Origin of the sequence: Ramlibacter rhizophilus (genome assembly GCF_004681965.1) — a bacterium.
Lineage (GTDB): Bacteria > Pseudomonadota > Gammaproteobacteria > Burkholderiales > Burkholderiaceae_C > Ramlibacter > Ramlibacter rhizophilus.
In genome coordinates this window covers 544,712-567,612 of record NZ_SMLL01000003.1, presented here as the reverse complement: position 1 = coordinate 567,612, position 22,901 = coordinate 544,712, and the positions used below count along the sequence as shown (strand labels likewise).

The following is a 22,901-nucleotide window of genomic DNA, read 5'->3' as shown; positions in this document are numbered from 1 at the left end:
AGGTGCCGTCCTTCGATCAGCCGAGCATGTCGAAGCCCTGCTGCTCCACGTTCAGGAAGGCCCGCGTGAAGTCGGCCAGCACGGCGTAGAAGCGGGCGCGGGGATGGGCGGAGACGGCTTCGCACATCCCCGTGGCCCAGGGCTGCAGGTGCTCGGTGAAGAATTCGCGCTGCTTCGTGAGGTTGGCCACCGCCACGTCGTCGCCGGCGATGAGATAACGCATCACCTCGCACAGGTAGGCGAAGTGGTCTTCGGTCTCGGACATGGCATCGCCCCGCGTGAGCGACAGCGCGGCCAGGTCCTCGCGCAGCTTGGCGAGCGGCTTCTCGTTCAGGAAGCCGGAGAGGTAATGCGAGCCGAACAGGTACACCTCGGGCTTGCCCACGCCGCCGAAGAGCGCGTCGTATTCGGCGGCCACTTCGTCGCGCGACATGGCGCGGCTGATGCCCACCAGCTCGCGCCAGGGCTCCTCCAGGAAGCCACCCTGGGTGGGCGCGTCGGTGGGTGCGACGCGCAGCGCCTCCAGCAGCTCGGGGGTGATGGGCGCATACCAGAGCTGCGCCAGCACGCCATAGACCTCGGCACGCGCCGTCTCTTCGTCCAGGGCCGAGGTGGGGGTGTAGGTGTCACTCATAGGTCGGTGATCTTGGCTTCGTTCTCGGCGGAGTAGATGTCGACCACGCGACAATCGCCGCACATCTTCAGGCGCTCCAGCGCCGCGCCCTGGAACATGCTGTGGCCGGAGAGCTTGCCCAGCATGGCTTCGATGGCCTTGAGGGTGCCGAAGGGCTTGCCGCAGCGCACGCAGCCATAGGGCTGGGTTTCGTTCAGCACGCGCGGCTGGCGGCGCTCGGGCGTGAGCAGCAGGCGCGGCGTGAGCGAGATGGCGTCCTCGGGGCAGGTCGTGGCGCACAGGCCGCACTGCACGCAGTTCTTCTCGATGAACTTCAGCTGCGGCAGCTCGGTGTTGTCCTGCAGGGCACTGGCCGGGCAGGCGCCTACGCAGCTCATGCAGAGCGTGCACTTGTCCTTGTCCACCGCGATGGTTCCGAGCGGCGAGCCGACCGCCGGGAGGGCGATCACCTCGGGCCGCACGCGCGCCTGTTCGACCAGGTGGTCCAGCGCCAGCTCCAGCGTGGCACGCTTGTCGCCGGAGACGGCATGGCGCGCCGGGGTCGCCGGCACGGCGCCCAGGCGGCGCGTGACCAGCTGCAGTTCCTGGTCCAGGTCGCTCGGATGCGCGCAGCGCAGGAGTGACAGGTGCGTGCCGGCATAGCCCAGGCCTTCGAGCAGGGCCTGCGCCACGTCCATCTGCTGGCGCAGCGCGTCCAGGTACTGCGGCGCCTCCTCGCTCGTGGCCAGCACCGCGATGTGCCGCGCACCGCCGGCCACGGCCGTGAGCCACAGCTCAAGGCCCGTGCTGGCCACGTGCCACAGGGGCACGGGGATCACGTTGGCCGGCACGCCCTGGGCCGTGCCCACGCGCGCGGCGCGGCCGAGTTCCTCGACCATGAGGCGGCCGGCTTCCTGGCTGTGCAGCAGCAGGACGGCATCACGGCCGCCGCTCTTCGCATACGTGGACAGCAAGGCGCGCAGCTTGTCGCCCTGCTCGTTCGGGCGCGGGTAGCTGTAGCTCATGGCGCCCGTGGGGCACACGGTGGTGCAGGCGCCGCAGCCCACGCACAGATTGGGATTGACCTTGACCTGCTGGCGCGACTTGTCGCTGGAGATGGCCTCGGCCGAGCAGATGTCGATGCAGGCCTGGCAGCCCACCGTCTCGTTGCGGCTGTGGGCGCACAGCTTCTGCTTGTAGGCGAAGAACTTGGGCTTCTCGAACTCGCCCACCAGCTCGCGCAGGCGCAGCACGGCCGCCAGGCGCACCTCGGGGGCGCTGTCCGGAGGCAGATGCAGGTAGCCCTGGGGCAGCGCGTGGCGCAGCATGGCCGGCTGCGGGCGCAGGTCCAGCACCAGGTCGAAGGCCTGCGTGTCGCTGCGGGCGTCGCGGGTGAAGTCGATGGCGCCGGCCGCCTCGCAGGCCTTCACGCAGGCGCGGTGCCCGGTGCAGGCATCCAGGCGGACCTGGTAGTCGAAGCCGATGGCGCCTTCCGGACAGGCTTCGATGCAGGCGTTGCAGCGCGTGCACAGGTCCAGGTCGATGGGGTTGTCCTGGGTGAAGGCCAGCTCGAAGGCGCCCAGCCAGCCGCTCACGCGGTCCACGCGGCCGGACAGCACCGGCCAGCGGCGCTCCTGCGCCCCACTGCCGCCGGTGGAAAAGACCGTGACCTGCAGCACGTCGGCCACGCTGGCGGCAATCTTCTCGGCCGCCTCCAGCGGACCGATCACGAGCAGCCGCCCTTCGCTCCTGTAGCTCACCGTGGCCACGGGCTCCGGCTCCGGCAGGCGCGCGGCGGCCAGCAGCGCGGCCATCTTGGGCGCGGCCTGCCAGGCGTCACGGCTCCAGCCGCCGGTCTCGCGGATGTTGACGAACTTGAGCGGCACCCAGCCCACGCCCTCGGTCTGCTCGGCGAGCTCGGCGAACAGGCGCTGCTCCTGCGTGCAGGCGACGACCAGCTCGCTGCCGCCGCGCAGGGCCTGCTGGAAGGCGCCGGCCTCGCGCCGGCACAGGGTGGAGTGGAGCGTCAGGTCCTCACCGAGGGCCTGGCCCAGGACCTTCGGGTCCAGGGGCATGGTCTTGTTGCAGTCGCAGATCAGGGTCGGCATGGTGGCTCGGGCGTTCGGATGCGGGGCGGCCGTCTTCGGCGTTCACGCCTTGGCTGGGGGTCTCTTCGGGCGGCTGCGACTGTGCCACGGTTTGCCCGACCTGCGCATCGGCAGCTTCCCTTGTCCCGCCGGCCGGCGCGGCCACGTCGGGATGCGTGTCTTTTTCCTCGCGGAAGAGGCCGAGGAACTCCGCGCTCGCCAGGTCGCGCAACATGGACTCGGGCAGCGGATCGGGTTTGGAGTAGTCGTCGATATAGACGTCCAGGCCGTCCATCAGGTTGAAGTGCGGGTCGGCGAAGAGCTTCTTCACGGCGGCGTTCTTCACGTCCGGCGCCACGTCCGAGGCGACGAAGCGGCTGAAGTCGTCGTCCGGCGTAAGGGCGGCAACGTCCTCCAGGGTGGGCGGGGGCGGCGCGGGCGGGCGCTCGTCGGTGGGCTCGGCCGGTTTCGCCTCCGGCGCGGCGGCGGGCGGCACGGGCAGCTCCGACGGCCGCGGCGACAGCGCCGCAACCGGCGGCTCCGGATCGGGCTCGACCGGCTTGCCCTGCTGCACGTCCAGCTTGCGGCGCGCCCAGCGCCCGAGGAATCCATCAGCCATGGCCGCCACCTCCCCGCACCTTGTCCGTGCTGACCGAGACCGGGTTGCCGAAGCGGTCCTGCAGGGGCTTGAAGCTCTCGGGGCGCTTGCGCCGCTTGGGCTCGGGCACGTAGTGGGCCTCGACGAACTCGCGCATCAGCGCCACCACCTCGGGCGGCGCGGGCACGTTCTCCACCGTCTCCTGCGCATCCAGCCAGCGGCCGGCGTCGTGGTAGCTCAGGGTGACGATGGCCGGGCGGGCGATGGGCTCGTCGGCCACGGTGGGCGTTTCCTCCATGCGCCACAGCACGAACCAGCAGGGCGCGGGCGAGCTGGCATTGAGGTAGTAGCCTTCGGCGTCGTCGCGGAACAGCTCCACCTCGAAGCCGGGATGCAGCCACAGCGCCTCGCCCGCGTCCTCGCGCAAGAGGCGCGGCTCGGCGCCGAAGCGGTCTTCCTGCGGAACGACCGCATCCAGCACCCAGCGCCAGGGCTGCCAGCGGTTGTCAATCTTCTCGCGGCGCATCACCACCGCGACCTGGAGCTTGGGACGTTCAGTCATGGCAGAAGGCGCACCGCGCAGTACTTGAACTCGGGAATTTTGCCGAAGGGGTCCAGCGCCGCGTTGGTCAGCAGGTTGGCGGCCGCCTCGGCATAGGCGAAGGCCATGAACACCGCGCCGTCGGGCGTGCCGTCGTCGCGGCGCACATGGCAGCGGACTTCCCCCCGGCGCGACTGCACCGTGGCCGGCTGGCCCGCTACCAGGCCGCGCCGCGCCAGCTCGCGCCCGTTGAGGGCCACCGTGGGCACCGGCTCGATGGCGTCCAGCACGAAACTGCGCCGGGTCATGCTGCCGGTGTGCCAGTGTTCGAGCTGGCGGCCGGTGATCAGCACCAGCGGGTAGTCCGGGTCGGGCCGCTCGTCGGCGGGCACGAGTTGCGTCGGCACCAGCCGCACGCGGCCGTCCTCGGTGGGGAAGCGGTCGGTGAAGACGATGGGCTGGCCCGGGTCGTCCTCGGCCAGGCACGGGTAGGTCACGCTGCCCTCGCGCTGCAGGCGCTCCCAGCCGATGCCGGCAATGGCGCCGTGCATGGCCTGGCGCATCTCCTCGTACACGGCGGCCACGCCGGCGTGCTCGCCTTCGTAGTGCCAGGCCAGGCCCATGCGGCGGGCGACCTGCTGGATCAGCCACAGGTCGGGCCGGGCGTCGCCGGGCGGCTCGATGGCCTGGCGGCCGAGCTGCACGGTGCGGTCGGTGTTGGTGACGGTACCGGTCTTCTCGGGCCAGGCCGTGGCCGGGAGCACCACGTCGGCCAACCAAGCCGTCTCGGTCATGAAGATGTCCTGCACGACCAGGTGCTCCAGCGCCGCGAGGGCCTCGCGCGCGTGGTTCAGGTCGGGGTCGCTCATGGCCGGGTTCTCGCCCTGCACGTACATGCCGCGCACCTTGTGCGGATCGGCGTCGGGCGCGAGCGCCTTGTCCATGATCTCGACCACGGTGTAGCCGGGTTCCGGGTCCAGCGTCGTGCCCCAGAAGTCCTGGAACCAGGTGCGCGCCGCCGCGTTGTCCACGCGCTGGTAGTTGGGCAGCATCATGGGGATGAGTCCCGCGTCGCTCGCGCCCTGCACGTTGTTCTGCCCGCGCAGGGGATGCAGGCCGCTGCCGGGCTTGCCGATCTGGCCGGTGACGGCGCACAGGGCGATGAGGCAGCGTGCGTTGTCGGTGCCGTGAACGTGCTGGCTCACGCCCATGCCCCACAGGATCATGGCGCTGCGCGCGGCGGCGAAGGCGCGGGCGACTTCGCGGATGGTGGCTGCCGGCACGCCGCAGACGGGTTCCATGGCCTCGGGCGTGAAGGCCGCAACGGAAGCCTTCAGCGCCTCGAAGTTGCTGGCGCGGGCCTCGATGAAGGCCTGGTCGGCCAGCCCTTCGGCGATGACGGTGTGGATCATCGCGTTGAGCAGGGCGACGTCGGTGTCCGCGCGGAACTGCAGCGTGCGCCAGGCGTGCCGGCCCAGGTCTGTCACGCGCGGATCGGCCAGCACGATCTTCGTGCCGGCGCGGGCCGCGTTCTTCATCCAGGTGGCGGCCACCGGGTGGTTGGAGGTCGGGTTGGCACCGATGACGAGGACCAGCTCGGCCTCGGCCACGTCGGCCACCGGATTGCTCACCGCGCCCGAGCCCACGCCTTCGAGCAGCGCCGCCACGCTGGAGGCATGGCACAGGCGCGTGCAGTGGTCCACGTTGTTGCTGCCAAAGCCCGTGCGCACCAGCTTCTGGAACAGGTAGGCCTCTTCGTTGGTGCCCTTGGCCGAGCCGAAGCCGGCGAGCGCGCGGGCGCCGTGCGTGTCGCGCAGCGCTTTCAAGCGGCCGGCGGCGAAGTCCAGGGCCTCGTCCCAGCTCGCTTCGCGGAAGGTGGCGGCGAGCGCATCGGGGCCGGCGGGCGGCAGCGCGTACGGGTCCTTGGGCACGCCCTCGCGCCGGATCAGGGGCACGGTCAGGCGCTGCGGGTGGTGGGCATAGTCCCAGCCGAAGCGGCCCTTGACGCACAGGCGGCCATGGTTGGCGGGTCCGTCGCGGCCGTCCACGGCCACGATCTTCTCGTCCCGCACCTTGTAGCTGATCTGGCAGCCGACGCCGCAGAAGGGGCAGACAGAGGCTACCTCGCGATCGACCTGCTGGGAGCCGAGCAGGGTCTTGGGCATGAGCGCGCCCGTGGGGCAGGCCTGCACGCATTCGCCGCAGGCCACGCAGGTGCTCGCGCCCATGGGGTCCTCCAGGTCGAAGACGATCCGCGCCTCGGCGCCCCGGCCGGCGAAGCCGATGACGTCGTTGACCTGCACCTCGCGGCAGGCGCGCACGCAGCGCGTGCACTGGATGCAGGCGTCGAGGTTGACGGCCATGGCCGGGTGGGAGAGGTCGGGCGCGGGCTGGGTGCGCTCGAGCGCCTTCAGCGCCGGTCGGGGCTGGACGCCCAGGCGCGCGGCCCAGGCGCTCAGCTCGCCATGCTGGCCGGGGGGAAGGAGCGATGGATCCGTTCGCCCTGAGCCCGTCGAAGGGCCCGCTTCCAAAGACTGGCCGGCTGACTGGGCTTCGACAGGCTCAGCCCGAACGGAGGAAGCGGGTGTTCGAAGAAGCGAGGAATCCGTTCGCCCAGAGCCTGTCGAAGGGCCCGCGCCATCGTTCCACTTGAAGCCCCGCGCCGGCACATCCGCCAGCAGCAGCTCCAGCACCATCTTCTGGCTCTTGAGCGCCCGCTCGCTGCGCGCCTGCACCTCCATGCCGGGCGTCACGATGCGGCAGCAACTGGGCGCCAGTACCCGCTCGCCGGCGATCTCCACCACGCAGGCGCGGCAGTTGCCATCGGCGCGCATGCCTTGGGTGAAGCACAGGCGCGGAATCTCCACGCCCACGCGCTCGGCGGCCTGCAGGATGGTTTCGCCCTGCAGGGCCTGCACGTCTTGGCCGTCCAGGCGGAAGGAGACGAGGGGCAGGTCAGGCGATTTCATGGGGAAAGTAGCGTTGCACGCAGCGAATCGGGTTGGGCGCGGCCTGGCCCAGGCCGCAGATGCTGGCCTCGGCCATGACCTCGGCGAGGTCGCCCAGCGTGGCATCGTCCCACTGCGGCGCCTCCATCAGCACGGCGGCCTTGGCGGTGCCGACGCGGCAGGGCGTGCACTGGCCGCAGCTCTCGTGGGCGAAGAACCGCATCATGTTGAGCGCGGCGTCACGGGCCCGGTCGTGGTGCCCCAGGACGATGACCGCGGCCGAGCCGATGAAGGCGCCATGCGGCTGGAGCGTGTCGAAGTCCAGCGGCACGTCGGCCAGCGCCGCCGGCAGGATGCCGCCGGATGCTCCACCGGGCAGGTAGCCGTAGAGCGTGTGCCCCTCGGCCATGCCGCCGCAGTATTCGTCGATGAGTTCGCGCAGCGTGATGCCGGCCGGCGCCAGCTTGACGCCGGGCTCGCGCACGCGGCCGCTCACGCTGAAGGAGCGCAGGCCCTGGCGGCCGTGCCGGCCCTGGCGGGCGAACCAGTCGGGTCCGCGCTCGACGAGCTCGCGCACCCAGTACAGCGTCTCGAAGTTGTGTTCCAGCGTGGGCCGCCCGAACAGGCCGAGCTGCGCGATGTAGGGCGGTCGCAGGCGCGGCTCGCCGCGCTTGCCCTCGATGCTCTCGATCATGGCCGACTCCTCGCCGCAGATGTAGGCGCCCGCGCCGCGGCGCAGGTGGATGGCCGGCAGCGGACAAGGCGGGTCGGCCTGCAAGGCGGCGATCTCGGCCTGCAGCAGCTGCCGGCAGGCGTGGTATTCGTCGCGCAGGTAGATGTAGACGGCGTCGCAGCCCACCACGCGGGCCGCCACCAGCATGCCTTCGAGGAAGCGGTGCGGGTCGCGCTCCAGGTAATGGCGGTCCTTGAAGGTGCCGGGTTCGCCCTCGTCGATGTTCACGGCCATGAGCCGCGGCGCGGGCTGCTCGCGCACGATGCGCCACTTGCGCGCGGCGGGAAAGCCGGCACCGCCCAGGCCCCGCAGGCCGGCGTGGTCGAGGGTGGCGAGGATGGACTCGGGGTCGCGCTCGCCTCGGGCAAGCGCGGTGGCCAGGCGGTAGCCGCCTTGGGCACGGTAGGCGGTGTAGAGGATAGGGTTGGCGCGCGGGCCCCCACCCCTGCCCTCCCCCAGAGGGGGAGGGAGTGGATGCGTCCCCTCCCCCTCTGGGGGAGGGCCAGGCTGGGGGCTGCCCCCCACGAAAGCCGCGATCTTCTCCACACTCGCCTGCCCCACCGCCTCCTGCCCCACCAGGGCCGCCGGCGCCTGCTCGCAGCGCCCGATGCACGGCGCCGCCACCACGCGCACCGAAGGCCCCAGGAGCGCCGGGAGGCGATCCAGGAGCGAGCGCGCGCCTGCCATCTCACAGGGCAAGCCGTCACACACCCGCACCGTCAGCGCCGCGCCCTCTTCCCCCGCGCGCAGGATGTCGAAGTGGTGGTAGAAGCTCGCGACCTCGAACACCTCGGCCATGGGCAGGTTCATCTCGCGCGCGAGCGCGGCCAGGTGCCGCTCGTGCAGGCCGTGCCAGTGGTCGTTCAGGACGTGCAGGTGCTCGATCAGCAGGTCGCGTGCGTGGGGACCCGGCCCCAGCAGCGCGCGCACCTCTTCCAGGGCTGTCTCGTCGACCGGCCGGCCCTTGAGCCGCCCCGTGCGATCGCCCCCGCGAAACAGCCGGACGGGCGATTGCTGCATCAGGTGTCCTTGGAGACGGTGATGGTGGGAAAGCGCGAGGAGAAGTCCTTGGCCTTGGCCGCGATCTTCACCGCCACCTGGCGCGCCACCGCCTTGTACTGCGCCGCAATGGCGCCGTCCGGGTCGGCCACCACGGTGGGCTTGCCGCCGTCGGCCTGCAGGCGGATGGACATGTCCAGCGGCAGCGCGCCCAGGTAATCGATGCCGCGCTCGGCCGCATAGCGCTTTCCGCCGCCCTCGCCGAAGATGTGCTCCACATGGCCGCACTGGCTGCACACGTGCGCGGCCATGTTTTCCACCAGGCCCAGGATGGGCACGCCCACCTTCTCGAACATGGCCACGCCCTTGCGCGCGTCCAGGAGGGCGATGTCCTGCGGCGTGGTGACGATCACCGCGCCGGTCATGGGCACGCGCTGCGAGAGCGTGAGCTGGATGTCGCCGGTGCCGGGCGGCAGGTCCACGATGAGGTAGTCCAGCTCGCGCCAGTTGGTCTGGCGCAGCAACTGCTCCAGCGCCTGGGTGGCCATGGGGCCGCGCCAGATCATGGCTTCGTCCTGGTTGACCAGGAAGCCGATGGACATGACCTGCACGCCATGGTTCTCCAGCGGGTCCATGGTCTTGCCGTCGGGGCTTTCGGGGCGACCCTCGATGCCCATCATCATGGGCTGGCTGGGGCCGTAGATGTCGGCGTCGAGCAGGCCCACGCTGGCTCCTTCGGCCGACAGGGCCAGGGCCAGGTTGGCGGCCGTGGTGCTCTTGCCCACGCCGCCCTTGCCCGAGGCCACCGCGATGATGTTCTTCACCTTGGGCAGCAGCTGCACGCCGCGCTGCACGGCGTGCGCGGTCACGCGCATCGTGACCTGCACCGCGACCTCGCTGATGCCGGGCACGCCCCGGGCGGCCGCGATGAGCGCATTGCGCAGCGCCGGCACCTGGCTGCGGGCCGGGTAGCCCAGCTCCACGTCGAAGGACGCCTTGCCGCCTTCGACGCGCAGGTTCTTGATGGCCTTGGTGCTGACGAAGTCGAGGCCGGTGTTGGGGTCTTTTACGGCCGCAAGGGCGGCAAGCAGCTGGTCGGGTGTGGCCATGGTGTGAAGCGTCGGGAACCTGGCAGTGTAGCGAGCGCGCCCCGGCCCTTCGATCCGGGGGGACCCGCCCCGCCAGGCGCCGTGCTGCCGCGGCCTAGAATCGCCGGTTCCGCCCGCCCCAGCCGCCCATGACCCAGCGCAAGCTCTTCGTCACCACCGCCCTGCCCTACGCCAACGGCAAGTTCCACATCGGCCACATCATGGAGTACATCCAGGCCGACATCTGGGTGCGCGTCCAGCGCATGCAGGGCCACATGGTGCACTTCGTGGGCGCCGACGACGCGCACGGCGCGCCGATCATGATCGCCGCCGAGAAGGCCGGCAAGACACCGCAGCAGTTCGTGGCCGAGATCGCCGCCGGGCGCAAGGAGTACCTGGACGGCTTCCACGTGCGCTTCGACAACTGGCACTCCACCGAGAGCGCCGAGAACACCGAGCTGGCCCAGGCCATCTACCGCCGCCTGGACCAGCGCGGCCTCATCGCGCGCCGCACCATCGAGCAGTTCTACGACCCGGTCAAGGGCATGTTCCTGCCCGACCGCTACATCAAGGGCGAGTGCCCGACCTGCCACGCCAAGGACCAGTACGGCGACAGCTGCGAGGTGTGCAGCAGCGTGTATGCCCCCACGGACCTGATCAATCCGTATTCGACGCTCACCGGCGCCACGCCCGAGCTGCGCAGCTCCGAGCACTTCTTCTTCAAGCTCTCGGACCCGCAGGTGGTGGACTTCCTGAAGGGCTGGACGCAGGCGCCCGGCCGCCTGCAGCCCGAGATGGCCAAGAAGGCCAGCGAGTGGTTCGAGGCCGGCATGGCCGACTGGGACATCAGCCGCGAGGCGCCCTACTTCGGCATCGAGATCCCGGACGCCCCGGGCAAGTACTTCTACGTCTGGCTGGACGCACCCATCGGCTACCTGGCCAGCCTGAAGAACCACTTCGACAAGGGCCAGGCGCGCGAGCACTGGCACGCGCCTTCACGCACCGAGGCCAGCTTCGAGGCCTTCATGGGCGACGATTCCGTGGAGCAGGTGCACTTCATCGGCAAGGACATCGTTTACTTCCACACCCTGTTCTGGCCCGCCATGCTGGAGTTCTCCGGGCGCAAGACGCCGTCGCAGGTGAACGTGCACGGCTTCATCACCGTGAGCGGCGAGAAGATGTCCAAGAGCCGCGGCACCGGCATCGATCCGCTCAAGTACCTCTCCCTGGGCATGAACCCGGAGTGGCTGCGCTACTACATCGCGGCCAAGCTCAACGGGCGCGTGGAAGACGTGGACTTCAACCCGGACGACTTCGTGGCGCGGGTGAACGCGGACCTGATCGGCAAGTACGTGAACATCGCGAGCCGGGCGGTGAAGTTCATCCCCGGCGGCCGCCTCGTGGCCAACGGCGCGGCGCGCCTGAAGCCGCAGGAACTCGTCGCGAGCGTGGCCCAGCTCTACGAGGCCCGCGAGTACGGCAAGGCGCTGCGCGAGATCATGGCCTATGCCGACCAGGTGAACGAAGCCTTCGACGCCGCCGCGCCCTGGAAGCTGGTCAAGGAAGGCCGGGGGGACGAGGCCGCCGCCATCTGCTCCGAGTGCATCGAGCATTTCAAGGTGCTCACCGCCTGCCTCAAGCCCGTGCTGCCGCAGCTGGCCGGCGCCGCGGAAGCCTTCCTGCAGTGCGAGCCGCTGGACTTCTCCAATGCGGCCCGCCCCCTTGCGGCCGGCCATGCCGTGGGCGAGTACAAGCACCTGATGCAGCGCGTGGACCCCAAGCAGCTCGACGCCCTGTTCGAGCCGCCCGCCGAAGCCGCGCCTGCCGAGCTTGCGGCGCCGGTGCCCGGCGGCGAGGAACTCGCGCCCACCATCGCCATCGACGACTTCGCCAAGATCGACCTGCGCATCGCGCGCATCGAGCAATGCGAGCGCGTCGAGGGCTCGACCAAGCTGCTGCGCCTGACGCTGGACGTGGGCGAGGGCAAGACCCGCAACGTCTTCTCCGGCATCGCCTCGGCCTACGAGCCGGCGCAGCTGGTGGGCAAGCTCACGGTGATGGTGGCCAACCTCACGCCGCGCAAGATGAAGTTCGGCCTGAGCGAAGGCATGGTGCTGGCGGCCAGCCACGCCGACGAGAAGCAGCAGCCGGGCATCTTCATCCTCGAACCCTGGCCGGGCGCGCAGCCGGGCATGCGGGTTCGCTAAACCTCGGCGGCGCCCGCCTGCTCCCGTAACCAGGCGACGAAACGCTCCCCCGCCGGGTGCGCCGCCTGCGCGCGGCGGCGGCACAGGTAGTAGCCGCGCCCGGTGGACGCCGAGCCGGGCACCGGCATGCGCAGGCGCCCCTCGGCCAGGTCCGCCTCCACCATGCAGCGCTGCACCACCGCCACGCCCATGCCGGCGCGGGCGGCCTCCACCAGGTTCAGGACCAGGTCGAAGCCGGTGCCGCGCCAGCGGGGCGGCAGCTGCGCGCCCACGGCCCGCGCCCACAGCGCCCAGTTGTCCGGGTAGTTGGAGTGGTACAGCAGCGGCTGCGCGAGGAGCTGGTCGGCGCTGCGCAGGCCCCGCGCCCGCGAAGGCGCGCACACGGCCACGATGTCCCGGCCCACCAGGTAGTCCGCGGCGATGTGCCGGGGCCAGCGTTGCCCGGCGCGGGCCTTCAGCGCGATCCACAGGTCCACGTCCTCGCGCTGGAAGTCCTCCTCGTGGTGGTACTGACGGAATTCCAGCCCCACCTCCGGGTGGCGCGCATGGAAGTCGGGCAGGCGCGGCAGCAGCCACAAGGTGCCGATGCTGGGCGCCACCGACACGCGCAGGCCCAGGCGGTCGGCGCTGCGGCGAAGCGCCAGCGCTGCATCTTCCAGGGCGAGGACGTGCTTCTCGGTCCGGCGGCGAAGCTCCAGGCCCGCGGATGTCAGGGACACACCCGCGCCGCTGCGCTCGAAGACGTGCACACCCAGCTCGGATTCGAGCCGCTGCACCGCGCGGCTCACGGCCGCCTGCGTGACCGACAGGGCATCGGCCGCCCGGCGGAAGCTGCCGGTGCGCGCCACGGCCAGGAAGGCATGGAGCTCGACCAGCGAAGGGCTGCGAATGGGCATGCACGCGATTACAGCATGTCATCACCTGGCACCGAAAAGTCGATTGCCGGCGGAACCCCCGCTGCCTACCCTGCGTCCATCTCTTCCTTGGACCGGAGCTTCTGATGAACACACGTCATTTCCTCAAGACCGCCGCGGCCGTGGCGGCCCTGGCCCTGGCCGGCGGCCTGCACGCGCAGACCTGGCCCGATCGCCCGATCAAGCTGGTGGTGCCCTTCGGCCCCGGTGGCTCCACCGACCTGGCCGCCCGCCTGGTGGCCGAGTACGCGAGCCGCGAGCTGGGGCAGAGCATCGTGGTGGAGAACAAGGCCGGCGCCGGCGGCTCGCTGGGCATGGAGTTCGTGGCCAAGTCCAAACCCGACGGCTACACCCTGGGCATGGCGACCGTGAGCACGCACGGCAGCAACCCCGCCGTGTACGGCAGCAAGCTCAAGTACGACCCGGTGAAGGACTTCGCCCCGGTGACCAACGTGGCCACCACCCCCAGCGTGTTCGCCGTGCATCCGCGCGTGCCGGCTGCCACCATGCAGGAATTCATCGCCAAGGCCAAGGCCGCGCCCGGCAAGTTCAGCTTCGCCTCCCCCGGCACGGGCTCGCTGGGCCACGCGAACATCGAGCACTTCATGCACCTGTCGGGCATCGAGCTGCTGCACATCCCCTACAAGGGCGCGGGCCAGGCCATGAACGACGCGCTCGCCGGCCAGGTCGATTCCATCACCGACAACCTCCCCTCGGCGCTGACCAACATCAAGGCCGGCAAGCTGCGCCCCCTGGCCGTGCTGGCCGAGAAGCGCTCGCCCACGCTGCCCGACGTGCCCACCTACGGCGAGCTGGGCTTCCCCCAGATGGGTACGGGCGGCTGGTTCGGCGTGGTGGCGCCGGCGGGCACGCCGCCGGAGGTGGTGAACAAGCTGAACGCGGCCATCCACAAGGCCATGAAGCATCCGGAGTTCGCGCGCAAGATGGACGAGTCGGGCTCCACGCTGATCCCCGGCACGCCGGCCGACTTCGCCCGCCAGATCGAGCAGGCCATGGCCCGCTACAAGCGCGTCGCGGAAGTGGCGAAGATCGCGATCGACTGACACAGGCATGAAGCCGGTCACGGCCTACGATCTGCACCCGCCCGCCGGCGAGCCGGTGGCGCTGGTGTGCGACTCGCCGCACAGCGGCACCGACTACCCCGAGGACTTCGGGCACGCGGTGCCCCGCGCGCTGCTGCGCCGCGGCGAGGACACGCACGTGGAAGCGCTCTGGCAGGCGGCGCCCTCGGTGGGCGCCACGCTGCTGGCGGCGCGTTTTCCGCGCACCTACATCGACGTCAACCGCACGCTGGACGACCTGGACCCCGAGCTGCTGTCCGGCCCCTGGGACGCGCCGCTCAACCCGGGCGAGAAGACGCGCCTGGGCTACGGGCTGGTGTGGCGCAACGTCGGCGCGGGCGTACCGATCTACGCGGGGCCGCTGGCACCCGAGCTGGTGCGCCACCGCATCCGCCACTACTACGAGCCCTACCACGCCGCGCTGTCGCGGGCGATCGAGGACACGGCGCAGCGCTTCGGGGCCGTCTGGCACCTGAACCTGCACTCCATGCCCAACGACGCCTACGCGCGCCTGAAGATCGACAGCCCGCATCCCCTGGCGGACTTCGTGCTGGGCGACCGCGACGGCACGACCTGCGAGCCGGGCTTCGTCGACCTGGTCGAGCGCGAGCTGCGTTCGCGCGGCTACACCGTGGCGCGCAACGACCCCTACAAGGGCGTGCAGCTGATCGCCCGCATCGGCCAGCCGCAGCAGGGGCGCCACAGCCTGCAGGTGGAGATCCGCCGGCCGCTGTACATGGACGAGGCGACGCGCGAGCGCAATGAGGGCTTCGGGCGCGTGCAGCGCGACTTGTCGGCGCTGCTGCAGGTGCTGGCGGGCTACGTGCGAGGGCGCTGCGGGAAGGCCTAGCACCCGGCGCTGTTGCGCTTGGTCACGCATGCGCTTCAGGTTCACAGCCGAGCCTGCCTAGAATCCGGGGACGCCTCAGCAGCAGGGGCGCTCCTTCATGTCCCACCCAGCCTCCCCGGCCCCTCGGCGCATCGCGCTCGTCGCGGCCATGCTCCTCGCCCTTGCCACCTCCGGTTGTGCCGTCATCACGGTGGCCTCGACCGCCACCTCGGTGGCCGTGACGGGTGCCTCGCTCGCCGTCGGCGCCGGTGTCGGCGCCGTCAAGCTCACCGGCCGTGCGGTGGGGGCGGCCGTGGACCTCGCCGTTCCGGACTCGAACACCGACTAGCTCAGGCGCACAATCGCCAGTCATGGCGACCAAGCTGCCCCTCGCGCGCTTCCGTCCGCGCCTGCTGGATTCCCTTGCCGGCTATGACCGCAGCCGCTTCGTGCGCGACCTGGGCGCGGGCGCGACGGTCGCCATCGTCGCCCTGCCGCTGGCCATGGCCTTCGCCATCGCCTCGGGGCTGCCGCCCGGGGCGGGCCTGTGGACGGCCATCATCGCCGGCACCCTGGTCGCGCTTCTCGGCGGCTCCAATGTGCAGATCGCCGGGCCGGCCGGCGCCTTCATCGTCATCGTCTATGGCATCGTCGAGCGCTACGGCCTGGCCAACCTGCTGATCGCCACCGCCTGCGCCGGGGTGCTGCTGTTCGTGCTGGGCCTCCTGCGCCTGGGCAACCTCGTGCGCTACGTGCCGGTGAGCATCGTGGTCGGCTTCACCAACGGGATCGCGGTGCTGATCGCGCTGTCGCAGCTCAAGGACTGGCTGGGCCTGGAAATCGCGCGCATGCCGGCCGACTTCTTCGGCCAGGGGCGGCAGATCGCGCTGCACCTGGGCAGCTTCAACCCCTACGCCTTCGCGCTGGGCCTGGCCTGCGTGGCCGGGCTGGCCCTGTGGCCACGGCTGTGGGCGCGGGAGTCGCCCCTGCAGCCCGTGCTGAAGCTGCCGCTGCTGCGCGGCGCGGCCTCCGTCAACGCGCGCCTGCCCGGGCCGGTGGTGGCGCTGGTGTCGCTCACGCTCCTGGCGTGGGCGCTGCAGCTGCCGGTGGCGACGATCGGCTCGCGCTTCGGCGGCATTCCGCAGGGGCTGCCAGCGTTCGCGCTGCCGGCCTTCTCCTGGGAGACGGTCAAGCTGCTGGTCACGCCCACGCTGACCATCGCGCTGCTCGGGGCCATCGAGTCGCTGCTGTGCGCCCGCGTGGCCGACCAGGTGAGCGGCCTGCCGCGCCACGACCCGAACCAGGAACTGATGGCCCAGGGCATCGCCAACGTGGTCGTCCCTTTCTTCGGCGGCATGCCGGCCACGGGCACGATCGCCCGCACGGTGACGAACGTGCGCGCCGGCGCGAGCACGCCCGTGGCGGGGCTCGCGCATGCGGTGGTGCTGGGCCTGATCGTGCTGCTGGCCGCGCCGCTGGCCTTGCACGTGCCGCTGGCGGTGCTGGCCGGCATCCTGCTCTTCGTGGCCTGGAACATGGGCGAATGGCGCGAGTTCGCCCGGCTGTCGCATTACAGCCTGCACTACCGCGTGCTGATGGTCGGCACCTTCGTGCTCACGGTCGTGTTCGATCTGACCGTGGCGCTGGAGGTGGGGCTCGTCGCCGCCTGCGCGCTCTTCATCCGCCGCATGAACACGCTGTTCTCGGTCGAGCAGATCGAGGGCGGCGAGGAGAAGAGCTTGCGCTTCCGGCTCTACGGGTCGCTCTTCTTCGGCGCAGCGGCCAAGCTCGACGCCGCGGTGCAGGCCATCGAGGCCGGCCCTGCATCGCCCCGCGTCGTGCTCGATGCGCTGCACCTGGTCCACCTGGACACGACCGGTCTGGACGCCCTGCGCCAGCTGCACAAGGCCGTGCTGCTGCGTGCCGGCACGCTGCTGATCGAAGGGCTCCAGCCACAACCCGCGGAGGTGATGGAACGCTCCGGGTTCACGCAGGAGCTGGCGCAGCACCGCGCCTCGCCCGAAGTCGGCGCCTGACCGGAACCGCCGACCTCAGCGGTTCTCCGGCGCCTCCGTGTCCGGGCGGGTTTCGCTGCCCACCACGCGCCAGTCGCGGTCGAACCAGACGGTGAAGAACATGGACGTGTTGGGCGGCTGCATCCAGCGCCAGTCCCAGGCGGCCTGGTTGCGCAGGGGAAAGTCCATCTGCCGCGCCGGCTTGCCCAGCATCCGCCGCACCTGTTCCATGCTCATGCCGGGCTTGACCTGCGCGAAGTTGCCCGGATGCAGCACCTGCCGCAGCGAGGACATGCGCCCGTCCGGGCCGATGGTGATCATGTAGTTCTGGTGGCCGGCCGGGTTGCGGTTGTATTCCAGCGTGTAGCCACCGCCGGGCGCCTCCCAGATGGCCTCGGGCGTGCCGAAGCGGGCGCGCACGTCGGCTTCCGTGGCCACGCCCTCCTCCAGCTCGGCGATGCGCTGGCGGTCGCAGCCGGACAGCAGAAACGCCATGCACAGGGCCGCGGCGGCGCCGCGCCAGGGGGTACGGGTCGATAGAATCTGGCCGGTCTTCACAGCGCCAGTCTATGTCCAAGTTGCTCCGCATCTTCCGCCGGCCCGACTACCAGTCGGAAGTCACCCAGTTCATCGAGCAACTGAAGGAGCAGAAGCCCGACCTGGAAGCCCAGCAGCGCGCCGGCCGCGCGATCTGGTGGGACAAGCGCGTGGACCGCGACCAGCAGCAGGAATGGCGCCAGGCCCGGGTGCGACAGAACGCCTACGTGTACGGAAGCGCTAGCCCAGCAGAGGGCGATAGGCAGTCGTAAGAACGGGCAGCGCCGCCGCCCCCTCCAGTGCCAAGCTGCGCGTGGCCTGCGCCGAGACGGTGGCGAAGGCATGATGCAGCCCACGCCGGCGCGCGGCGGTGGCTTCGCTGCCGCTGGTGAGGCCCAGCCCCTCGGGCACGTAGCTGGACGGGTCGTTCAGCACCGCCTGCATCTTCGCCATCTGTTCGCGCGCGCGTGACTTGGCCTGCTCGGCCGCGGCGCCGCGGGAACGCCCCGCCGCGATCAGCTCCCGCTGCGCATCTCCCAGGGCCTGGTTGGCCTGCCGGATGGCCGCCTCGGACAGCCGGCAGGACAGGGTGATGGCGGTGCCGTCGGCCACCTCGCCAACCGCGCCTTGCAGCTTCCGGAGTTCGGCGCTGTCCGCCGGCAGGTGCGGCAGCAAGCCGGCCAGGCAGCGGTCCACCTTGCCGCCGACCACGGTCGCCGTGAAAGCCAGGCCCGAGCCCGGCTGCAGCAGGCCGTACTGGCGCACGAGGCTGCGCTCGACCGCCAGGTCGCGCCCGGCCACGCCATCCACCGACAGCCTGCCCCCGGCGGCTTCCGCGCGACCACTCACCCGCTGGCTGGCCTGCCAGCGCTCCTGCACGACCTCACCCTGGGCCGTGCGGAAGCTGCTGCGCGAGACCCGCGCCGAGGCGCCCACTTCGGCCGACAGCGCGGCCAGGCTCAGCCCGCCAACTGCCGCCTCCGCCTTGGCTGCCAGCACGAGCGCGCCGCCGCTCTCGCGCGTCTGCGTCGCCTCGACCATGGCGTCAGCCCACAGCTGCGGCTCGGTCGCGTCGCCGCGGGCCAGCGCCTGCACAAAGCGCTCGCAGGCCGCCCGGTCCGTGAAGGTGAAACGATGGCCGCCGCGCTGCTCCCGCAGTGCGCTGCCGGTCAGCTGCAGGAGCTGCGAGAAGCTCGCCAGCGACACGCCGCAGCGCGCCTTCAAGCCGTCCTGCAGGTGCACCTGGTAGCGGCCATCGCCCAGCCGGGACACGTTGATGCCGCTGCTGCGCTCCAGCCGGACTTCCTGCGTGACGCTGATACCCGGCACGACCGGCTGCGCGGCCACGACGTCTCCGTACTGCCCCATGAAGATCGCGAAGCTCTGGTTGGGCTGAAGCTCGCCGAAGCGCCGCTCCAGGATGGCCGCATTGGCCTGCGCCCGCTCGTCTTCCGGGGTCGCGCTCGGCTCCTCGTCCTCGGCGGCCGGCGGCGCGGTGCTTGGGCTCAGCCCGGCCAGGGCGCGGACCTTGGCCACGGCGCCCTGGCGCGGTGCGAGGGCCTTGTTCAGCTCGGCCAGCGTGCGGCCGTCTCGGGCCAGCGCCTCGGCCACCGAGGCCAGTTTCACGCGCAGCGTGGGGCTTTCGACCTCCGGCCCCAGTCCGAAGTCCCGCAGCCGCTTGAGCACGCCCGCGACGTGGCTCGCACCGTTGCTCGGCTTGTCCAGCCGGAACGCCGGATCGCCCGAGGCCAGCGCTTCCTGGAGGATGGCGATAGCCACCAGCCTGTCCACGAGGGCCAAAGAATCGGGGGTCTTGTGCTTCTCGATCTCGGTCTCGACGCGCGACAGGGTGCTGAGGCTGCGGATCGCCATGGCGTGGTGCTCCAGCTTCAGCAGGTCCGCGGTGCTGGGCGGCGTGTGCCCGCGCTGGCGCGCCTCGGCTTCGCTGAGGATGCGAAGCTCCGTCAGGTCGAGGCGTTCGAGCGCCCGCGTCGAATCGGCCAGGGCCCGTGCCGCCAACCCCAGCTCCTGGGACACGGCGGCATCTTTCGGGTTGGCGTCCTTGCGCTGCTGCAGCTCCCTGACGCGGCGATGGTGGTCGAACAGGTTTAGCAAGGGCTGCAGCTGGGGCAGGCGCTGGGCGCGTTGCGCCGCATCCCGCAGCCACTGGCGTGGTGATTCGGGGCCCTCGCGCATCCGGGCCCAGTCCGGGGTCGACAGCTCGGCCAGGTGCTGGTCACGCATAGCGCGATGGACAGCCACGCCCGCCTCCATGCCGATCCAGGGCGCCTGTTCGCGTACCGCCCGGCGAACCCGTGCAGCGGTGGGTTCACCGCTGGCCACCGCGACCTGGTGGCCACACACCTGCGCAAGAAGCGCTTTGACGACGCGTTGGCTCGCCGTGCGCTCGTCCTGGCGTTCGTCGGCGGCGCCGACGAGGGCGGCATCCCGCAAGGCAGTGGCGAAGTGCTGGATCTGGCGCCGGCAGGTGGCCACGGCCGCCGCACTGGAAAAGCCTTCCGCCACCCATTGCTGCAGCTGCTGCGCCTGCACCTCGGGCAGATCCAGCTGCGCCAGCAAGGGGCGAACGCGCGCCTCATCGACCTTCTGCGTGTTCGGGTCGGTGAAGGACAGGCGGATCCAGTTGGCGATCATCAGGTCGGTGTTGTGCACGAACTGGGGCGCGGTGCTGCGCAACCAGCGGATCCACTCCGCACTGGGCGCCAAGGCGCTGAACGCCCCGGCGGGAAGCTTGGCAGCGCCCGGCAGGCGCTTGAACGCCTCCAGCCTCAGCAGGCGATCGAGCTCGTTGCGCGCGATGCGAAGGTTGTGCTGGACGTCCACGGCCCGCCGCCGTTGCTCGGTTCGCTGCTCGAGCGCTTCCAGCAGGGCGGGCCGCCGCTCGGGCGGCTGCTCGAGAAGAATCTGGAGCCGCTCGCGCGCGTGCGCACGGTCGATGCGCGCATGCTTCAGGAGCGCTGCCGTCTCAAGCCACGTCTCGCCGCCGAAGGCGCGGTCCACCAGCTCGTTGTCCTGGCGCTCCTGGACATGCCTTTGTCCGGCCATGGATTCATGGTTGCTCGACGCCGTCTGGCGGTCCTGGGCGTCCTTGGCCCCGGACTGAACGTCGCACAGCACCTCGAGCATCACGAACTCGCCCCCCGCACCTCCGGTGACGCCTTCAAGGGCTTTCCAGGCCGCGTTCTCTTCCCCGGGTCCCACGGCAGCGAGCACACGCTGGATGCGCAGGGCCTGCAGCATGTACCCGCGTGCATCGAGCTTCTCCAGCGCCGAGGTCAGGAGGGGACACGCCGCCCGGTGGGCACCGAGCTTCGCACCGCGCGTCTCCAGCAGCGCAAGTCCTTCCGAGGCCTCACCCAGGAGGACGCGCGCCTGCTCCCGCTGCGCCGCCGAGGTGCCCGGGTCCGCTTCGAGCCACTGCAGCATCCAGGCGAGTTCATCACGAAGCGCCTTGATGTCGTCCAGCGCCGAGTCGACGCGTGTCCCGGCGAGCACCTCCTTCACTCTCGCGGGCACGTCTCGCAGCTGCGCCGACAGCTCCGCACGCAGCGCCCCGCAGGCCTGCGCACGTGCATGCGCCTCGGGATGCTCCGCGCCCTTGAGCTGCGCCTCGACACGGTCCAGAGCTGCCAGTCGCTTGCTGAACGACCCCTCGCTGCGCGCGGCGACCGACCAGTCGACCTCGAGACCCCGCGCGCCCACCCGGTACTGCGCGTCGATCACGGCCATGCGGGTACTCAGCGCGGCATGGACCAGCTCGGCGCGTGACTGCGCCTGCCACCGATCGCCCATGCGGCGGAATTCCGCGGCAAGCGCAGCGACCACCTCGTCCGGTGTGCCTGATGCGAGCAGTGCATGCACTTCGGGGGCGTTCTGGCCCGCATGCGCCCGCATGGCATCGAATAGCCGGCCCGGATCGCTGCGGGACCTTCGCAAGGCCGCGCGCAAGCCATCGCCCAGCTGGACGCCGCCCTCCTCCGCCTGCGCGGCGGGGCCCGCAACGTGACGGGCGAGGGCCGCCTGATAGCGCACCTCCGTGTGGGCGAGCCGCGCGAGCCGACGCTGCGGCTCGCTCAGCACTGGCGCTTGCCCGAACCAGGCCCGCAGGCGGGCGACGAAGCCGCGGCTCACGGGCCGCAGGGACTCGTACGCTGCGCTGAAGCCGCGCGACGACGCGGTGCTGACCGGATGCGCGATGGGGGCGGAGATGGAGCTGGTAGTGGTCATGATGTTCAGGCCAGACCGGAAGACAAGGAAGCAGGCGACGTGGCGCCGCTCGGCGCCAGGGAACGGTGCAGCACGCCCTGGAGCTGTTCCCGCCAGTGGCTGGCGGCTTCCAGCAGATCCATCAGCGCGGCGGCGAAAGAGGCTTCGTCCAGCACCACAAGAGGCATGGACCGCCACAACACCAGCTCAGCTTCATCGCGGTCGATGGCGAAGCTCGCGCCGCTGGTTGCGAGCCCCAGGAAGTGCTCACCGAGGCAGAACTCCGCCAGGGACGCGGAATGTCCCGGCTCCCAGTCCATGAGCGGCACCCGGAAGAAGACCTCGCCCGCGCCGACCTCGACCGCGCAGGCCAGGCCCGAGGCATGGCCCACCGCACAGACCCCCTGCGCGTCCAGTGCCAGCGGCAGGCCGGCCTTCTGCCCCAGTGCCCGCAGCCATCGGTCCACCCGTTGCTGGTCGTCGGTGAAGGTGTTGCGGTGCACGGCGGTCCCTCCAGGAGCATGGCTGAGCCGGCTGAGTACCGGTCCTTGCGCCTGCGGTTCCGGGCGCGGGCGGAATGCCCCTCGGTAGAATCCCTCGGCCCATGACCGCTCCCCCGCACCCCCACCCCGCCCGCCCCGCGGACGTTGCCGGCGTCGAGGCGCCCACGGTGGACGGCATGCCGGACGTGGTCGACCAGGTGGCGCTCGCGCGCCTCTACGGCGAACCGCTGTTCGCCATGCCGACCGACCTGTACATCCCGCCCGATGCGCTGGAGGTGTTCCTCGAAGCCTTCGAGGGCCCGCTGGACCTGCTCCTCTACCTGATCCGCAAGCAGAACTTCAACATCCTGGACATCCCCATGGCCGGGGTGACGCGCCAGTACCTGCAGTACGTGGACGAGATCCGCAGCCGCAACCTGGAGCTCGCGGCCGAGTACCTGCTGATGGCGGCCATGCTGATCGAGATCAAGTCGCGCATGCTGCTGCCGCCCAAGAAGTCGGCCGAAGGCCAGGAGCCCGAAGATCCGCGGGCCGAGCTGGTGCGACGGCTGCTGGAATACGAGCAGATGAAGCTGGCCGCCGGGCGCCTGAACGAGGTGCCCCAGCTCGGGCGCGACGTGCTGCGCGCACAGGTCCATATCGAGCAGTCACTGCAGCCGCGTTTCCCCGACGTGCAGCTGTCCGAGCTGCAGGAGGCCTGGCGCGACATCCTCAGGCGCGCGCGCCTGGTGCAGCACCACAGGATCAGCCGCGAGGAGCTGTCCGTGCGCGAGCACATGAGCATCGTGCTGCGCAAGCTGCAGGGCCGCCGCTTCGTGGGCTTCGAGGACCTGTTCGACCTCGACCGGGGCGTGCCCGTCCTGGTCGTGACCTTCATCGCCATGCTGGAGCTGGCCAAGGAGTCGCTCATCGAGGTGACCCAGGCCGAGGCCTTCGCTCCCATCTATGTTCGGCTGGCCTACCAGCCGGCCTGACTTCCA

At 70.9% G+C, this 22,901-nt stretch carries 18 protein-coding genes; 7 read left to right on the top strand and 11 right to left on the bottom strand.

The window, feature by feature from the left end; translation table 11 throughout:
• Nucleotides 1-16: 16 nt before the first annotated feature.
• Genes EZ242_RS09115 through apbC form a run of 7 tightly spaced genes read right to left on the bottom strand, consistent with a single transcriptional unit; the run spans nt 17 to nt 9,628 of the window.
• Entirely contained in the window at nt 17-634 is a 618-nt protein-coding gene (locus EZ242_RS09115) for a TorD/DmsD family molecular chaperone (protein WP_135284818.1), read from the bottom strand.
• A complete protein-coding gene (locus EZ242_RS09110) occupies nt 631-2,721 on the bottom strand; it encodes a 4Fe-4S binding protein (protein ID WP_205960626.1) in 2,091 nt (696 codons plus the stop codon). Before EZ242_RS09110 ends, EZ242_RS09115 begins: the two co-directional genes overlap by 4 nt.
• Nucleotides 2,648-3,319: a DUF3306 domain-containing protein gene (locus tag EZ242_RS09105; protein WP_135284817.1), complete on the bottom strand. Its 672-nt coding sequence runs from the start codon at nt 3,317-3,319 to the stop codon at nt 2,648-2,650. The genes EZ242_RS09110 and EZ242_RS09105 overlap by 74 nt, the downstream gene beginning before the upstream one ends.
• Nucleotides 3,312-3,860 carry a DUF3305 domain-containing protein gene (locus EZ242_RS09100; RefSeq protein ID WP_135284816.1) on the bottom strand — a complete coding sequence of 183 codons (549 nt, stop codon included), beginning with the start codon at nt 3,858-3,860 and terminating at the stop codon, nt 3,312-3,314. Before EZ242_RS09100 ends, EZ242_RS09105 begins: the two co-directional genes overlap by 8 nt.
• Nucleotides 3,857-6,808 (bottom strand): formate dehydrogenase subunit alpha, encoded by a 2,952-nt coding sequence (fdhF, locus tag EZ242_RS09095; RefSeq protein WP_205960625.1) that lies wholly within the window; start codon nt 6,806-6,808, stop codon nt 3,857-3,859. The genes EZ242_RS09100 and fdhF overlap by 4 nt, the downstream gene beginning before the upstream one ends.
• Nucleotides 6,795-8,540, bottom strand: coding sequence for an NADH-ubiquinone oxidoreductase-F iron-sulfur binding region domain-containing protein (locus EZ242_RS09090; RefSeq protein WP_135284815.1), 1,746 nt, complete (start codon nt 8,538-8,540; stop codon nt 6,795-6,797). The genes fdhF and EZ242_RS09090 overlap by 14 nt, the downstream gene beginning before the upstream one ends.
• Nucleotides 8,540-9,628 carry an iron-sulfur cluster carrier protein ApbC gene (gene apbC / locus EZ242_RS09085; protein ID WP_135284814.1) on the bottom strand — a complete coding sequence of 363 codons (1,089 nt, stop codon included), beginning with the start codon at nt 9,626-9,628 and terminating at the stop codon, nt 8,540-8,542. Before apbC ends, EZ242_RS09090 begins: the two co-directional genes overlap by 1 nt.
• 128 nt (nt 9,629-9,756) lie before the next feature.
• Here apbC and metG point away from each other — a divergent pair, with 128 nt between their 5' ends.
• On the top strand, nt 9,757-11,814 hold the full coding sequence (gene metG, locus EZ242_RS09080; RefSeq protein ID WP_135284813.1) for a methionine--tRNA ligase: 2,058 nt from the start codon (nt 9,757-9,759) through the stop codon (nt 11,812-11,814).
• Here metG and EZ242_RS09075 read toward each other — a convergent pair.
• The gene (locus EZ242_RS09075; protein WP_135284812.1) at nt 11,811-12,710 is read right to left on the bottom strand and encodes a LysR substrate-binding domain-containing protein; all 900 of its coding nucleotides are present in this window, start codon (nt 12,708-12,710) and stop codon (nt 11,811-11,813) included. The genes metG and EZ242_RS09075 overlap by 4 nt on opposite strands.
• A 104-nt stretch (nt 12,711-12,814) precedes the next feature.
• Here EZ242_RS09075 and EZ242_RS09070 point away from each other — a divergent pair, with 104 nt between their 5' ends.
• The 4 genes from EZ242_RS09070 to EZ242_RS09055 all read left to right on the top strand — a co-directional run bounded on the left by EZ242_RS09070 (nt 12,815) and on the right by EZ242_RS09055 (nt 16,675).
• Nucleotides 12,815-13,792, top strand: a complete 978-nt coding sequence (locus EZ242_RS09070; protein WP_135284811.1) for a Bug family tripartite tricarboxylate transporter substrate binding protein — start codon at nt 12,815-12,817, stop codon at nt 13,790-13,792.
• A 7-nt stretch (nt 13,793-13,799) separates the two neighbouring features.
• Nucleotides 13,800-14,660, top strand: coding sequence for an N-formylglutamate amidohydrolase (locus tag EZ242_RS09065; protein ID WP_135284810.1), 861 nt, complete (start codon nt 13,800-13,802; stop codon nt 14,658-14,660).
• Nucleotides 14,661-14,808: 148 nt separating this feature from the next.
• Nucleotides 14,809-14,988 (top strand): hypothetical protein, encoded by a 180-nt coding sequence (locus tag EZ242_RS09060; protein WP_240787028.1) that lies wholly within the window; start codon nt 14,809-14,811, stop codon nt 14,986-14,988.
• Between the two features lie 22 nt (nt 14,989-15,010).
• Nucleotides 15,011-16,675: a SulP family inorganic anion transporter gene (locus EZ242_RS09055; RefSeq protein WP_135284808.1), complete on the top strand. Its 1,665-nt coding sequence runs from the start codon at nt 15,011-15,013 to the stop codon at nt 16,673-16,675.
• Between the two features lie 15 nt (nt 16,676-16,690).
• On the opposite strand, the gene bamE is transcribed toward EZ242_RS09055, so the two are convergent.
• Nucleotides 16,691-17,149 carry an outer membrane protein assembly factor BamE domain-containing protein gene (gene bamE / locus EZ242_RS09050; protein ID WP_135285002.1) on the bottom strand — a complete coding sequence of 153 codons (459 nt, stop codon included), beginning with the start codon at nt 17,147-17,149 and terminating at the stop codon, nt 16,691-16,693.
• Between the two features lie 74 nt (nt 17,150-17,223).
• Between bamE and EZ242_RS09045 the strand changes: the two genes are divergently transcribed.
• Entirely contained in the window at nt 17,224-17,463 is a 240-nt protein-coding gene (locus EZ242_RS09045) for a DUF3460 family protein (RefSeq protein ID WP_135284807.1), read from the top strand.
• On the opposite strand, the gene EZ242_RS09040 is transcribed toward EZ242_RS09045, so the two are convergent.
• Together EZ242_RS09040 and EZ242_RS09035 are read right to left on the bottom strand one after the other, a co-directional pair.
• Nucleotides 17,432-21,439, bottom strand: coding sequence for a hypothetical protein (locus EZ242_RS09040; protein WP_135284806.1), 4,008 nt, complete (start codon nt 21,437-21,439; stop codon nt 17,432-17,434). The genes EZ242_RS09045 and EZ242_RS09040 overlap by 32 nt on opposite strands.
• A gap of 5 nt (nt 21,440-21,444) precedes the next feature.
• A complete protein-coding gene (locus EZ242_RS09035; protein ID WP_135284805.1) occupies nt 21,445-21,921 on the bottom strand; it encodes a type III secretion system chaperone in 477 nt (158 codons plus the stop codon).
• A 176-nt stretch (nt 21,922-22,097) separates the two neighbouring features.
• Here EZ242_RS09035 and EZ242_RS09030 point away from each other — a divergent pair, with 176 nt between their 5' ends.
• On the top strand, nt 22,098-22,895 hold the full coding sequence (locus tag EZ242_RS09030; RefSeq protein WP_240787041.1) for a segregation and condensation protein A: 798 nt from the start codon (nt 22,098-22,100) through the stop codon (nt 22,893-22,895).
• Nucleotides 22,896-22,901 lie beyond the last annotated feature (6 nt).

Coding starts and splice junctions, on each gene's coding strand:
- EZ242_RS09110 (WP_205960626.1), bottom strand. CDS start 2,721: ATGCCGACCCTGATCTGCGACTGCAACAAGACCATGCCCCTGGACCCG.
- EZ242_RS09030 (WP_240787041.1), top strand. CDS start 22,098: ATGCCGGACGTGGTCGACCAGGTGGCGCTCGCGCGCCTCTACGGCGAA.
- EZ242_RS09105 (WP_135284817.1), bottom strand. CDS start 3,319: ATGGCTGATGGATTCCTCGGGCGCTGGGCGCGCCGCAAGCTGGACGTG.
- EZ242_RS09090 (WP_135284815.1), bottom strand. CDS start 8,540: ATGCAGCAATCGCCCGTCCGGCTGTTTCGCGGGGGCGATCGCACGGGG.
- EZ242_RS09075 (WP_135284812.1), bottom strand. CDS start 12,710: ATGCCCATTCGCAGCCCTTCGCTGGTCGAGCTCCATGCCTTCCTGGCC.
- EZ242_RS09055 (WP_135284808.1), top strand. CDS start 15,011: ATGGCGACCAAGCTGCCCCTCGCGCGCTTCCGTCCGCGCCTGCTGGAT.
- EZ242_RS09070 (WP_135284811.1), top strand. CDS start 12,815: ATGAACACACGTCATTTCCTCAAGACCGCCGCGGCCGTGGCGGCCCTG.
- EZ242_RS09040 (WP_135284806.1), bottom strand. CDS start 21,439: ATGACCACTACCAGCTCCATCTCCGCCCCCATCGCGCATCCGGTCAGC.
- EZ242_RS09115 (WP_135284818.1), bottom strand. CDS start 634: ATGAGTGACACCTACACCCCCACCTCGGCCCTGGACGAAGAGACGGCG.
- EZ242_RS09045 (WP_135284807.1), top strand. CDS start 17,224: ATGTCCAAGTTGCTCCGCATCTTCCGCCGGCCCGACTACCAGTCGGAA.
- apbC (WP_135284814.1), bottom strand. CDS start 9,628: ATGGCCACACCCGACCAGCTGCTTGCCGCCCTTGCGGCCGTAAAAGAC.
- metG (WP_135284813.1), top strand. CDS start 9,757: ATGACCCAGCGCAAGCTCTTCGTCACCACCGCCCTGCCCTACGCCAAC.
- bamE (WP_135285002.1), bottom strand. CDS start 17,149: ATGGCGTTTCTGCTGTCCGGCTGCGACCGCCAGCGCATCGCCGAGCTG.
- fdhF (WP_205960625.1), bottom strand. CDS start 6,808: ATGAAATCGCCTGACCTGCCCCTCGTCTCCTTCCGCCTGGACGGCCAA.
- EZ242_RS09060 (WP_240787028.1), top strand. CDS start 14,809: ATGCTCCTCGCCCTTGCCACCTCCGGTTGTGCCGTCATCACGGTGGCC.
- EZ242_RS09100 (WP_135284816.1), bottom strand. CDS start 3,860: ATGACTGAACGTCCCAAGCTCCAGGTCGCGGTGGTGATGCGCCGCGAG.
- EZ242_RS09065 (WP_135284810.1), top strand. CDS start 13,800: ATGAAGCCGGTCACGGCCTACGATCTGCACCCGCCCGCCGGCGAGCCG.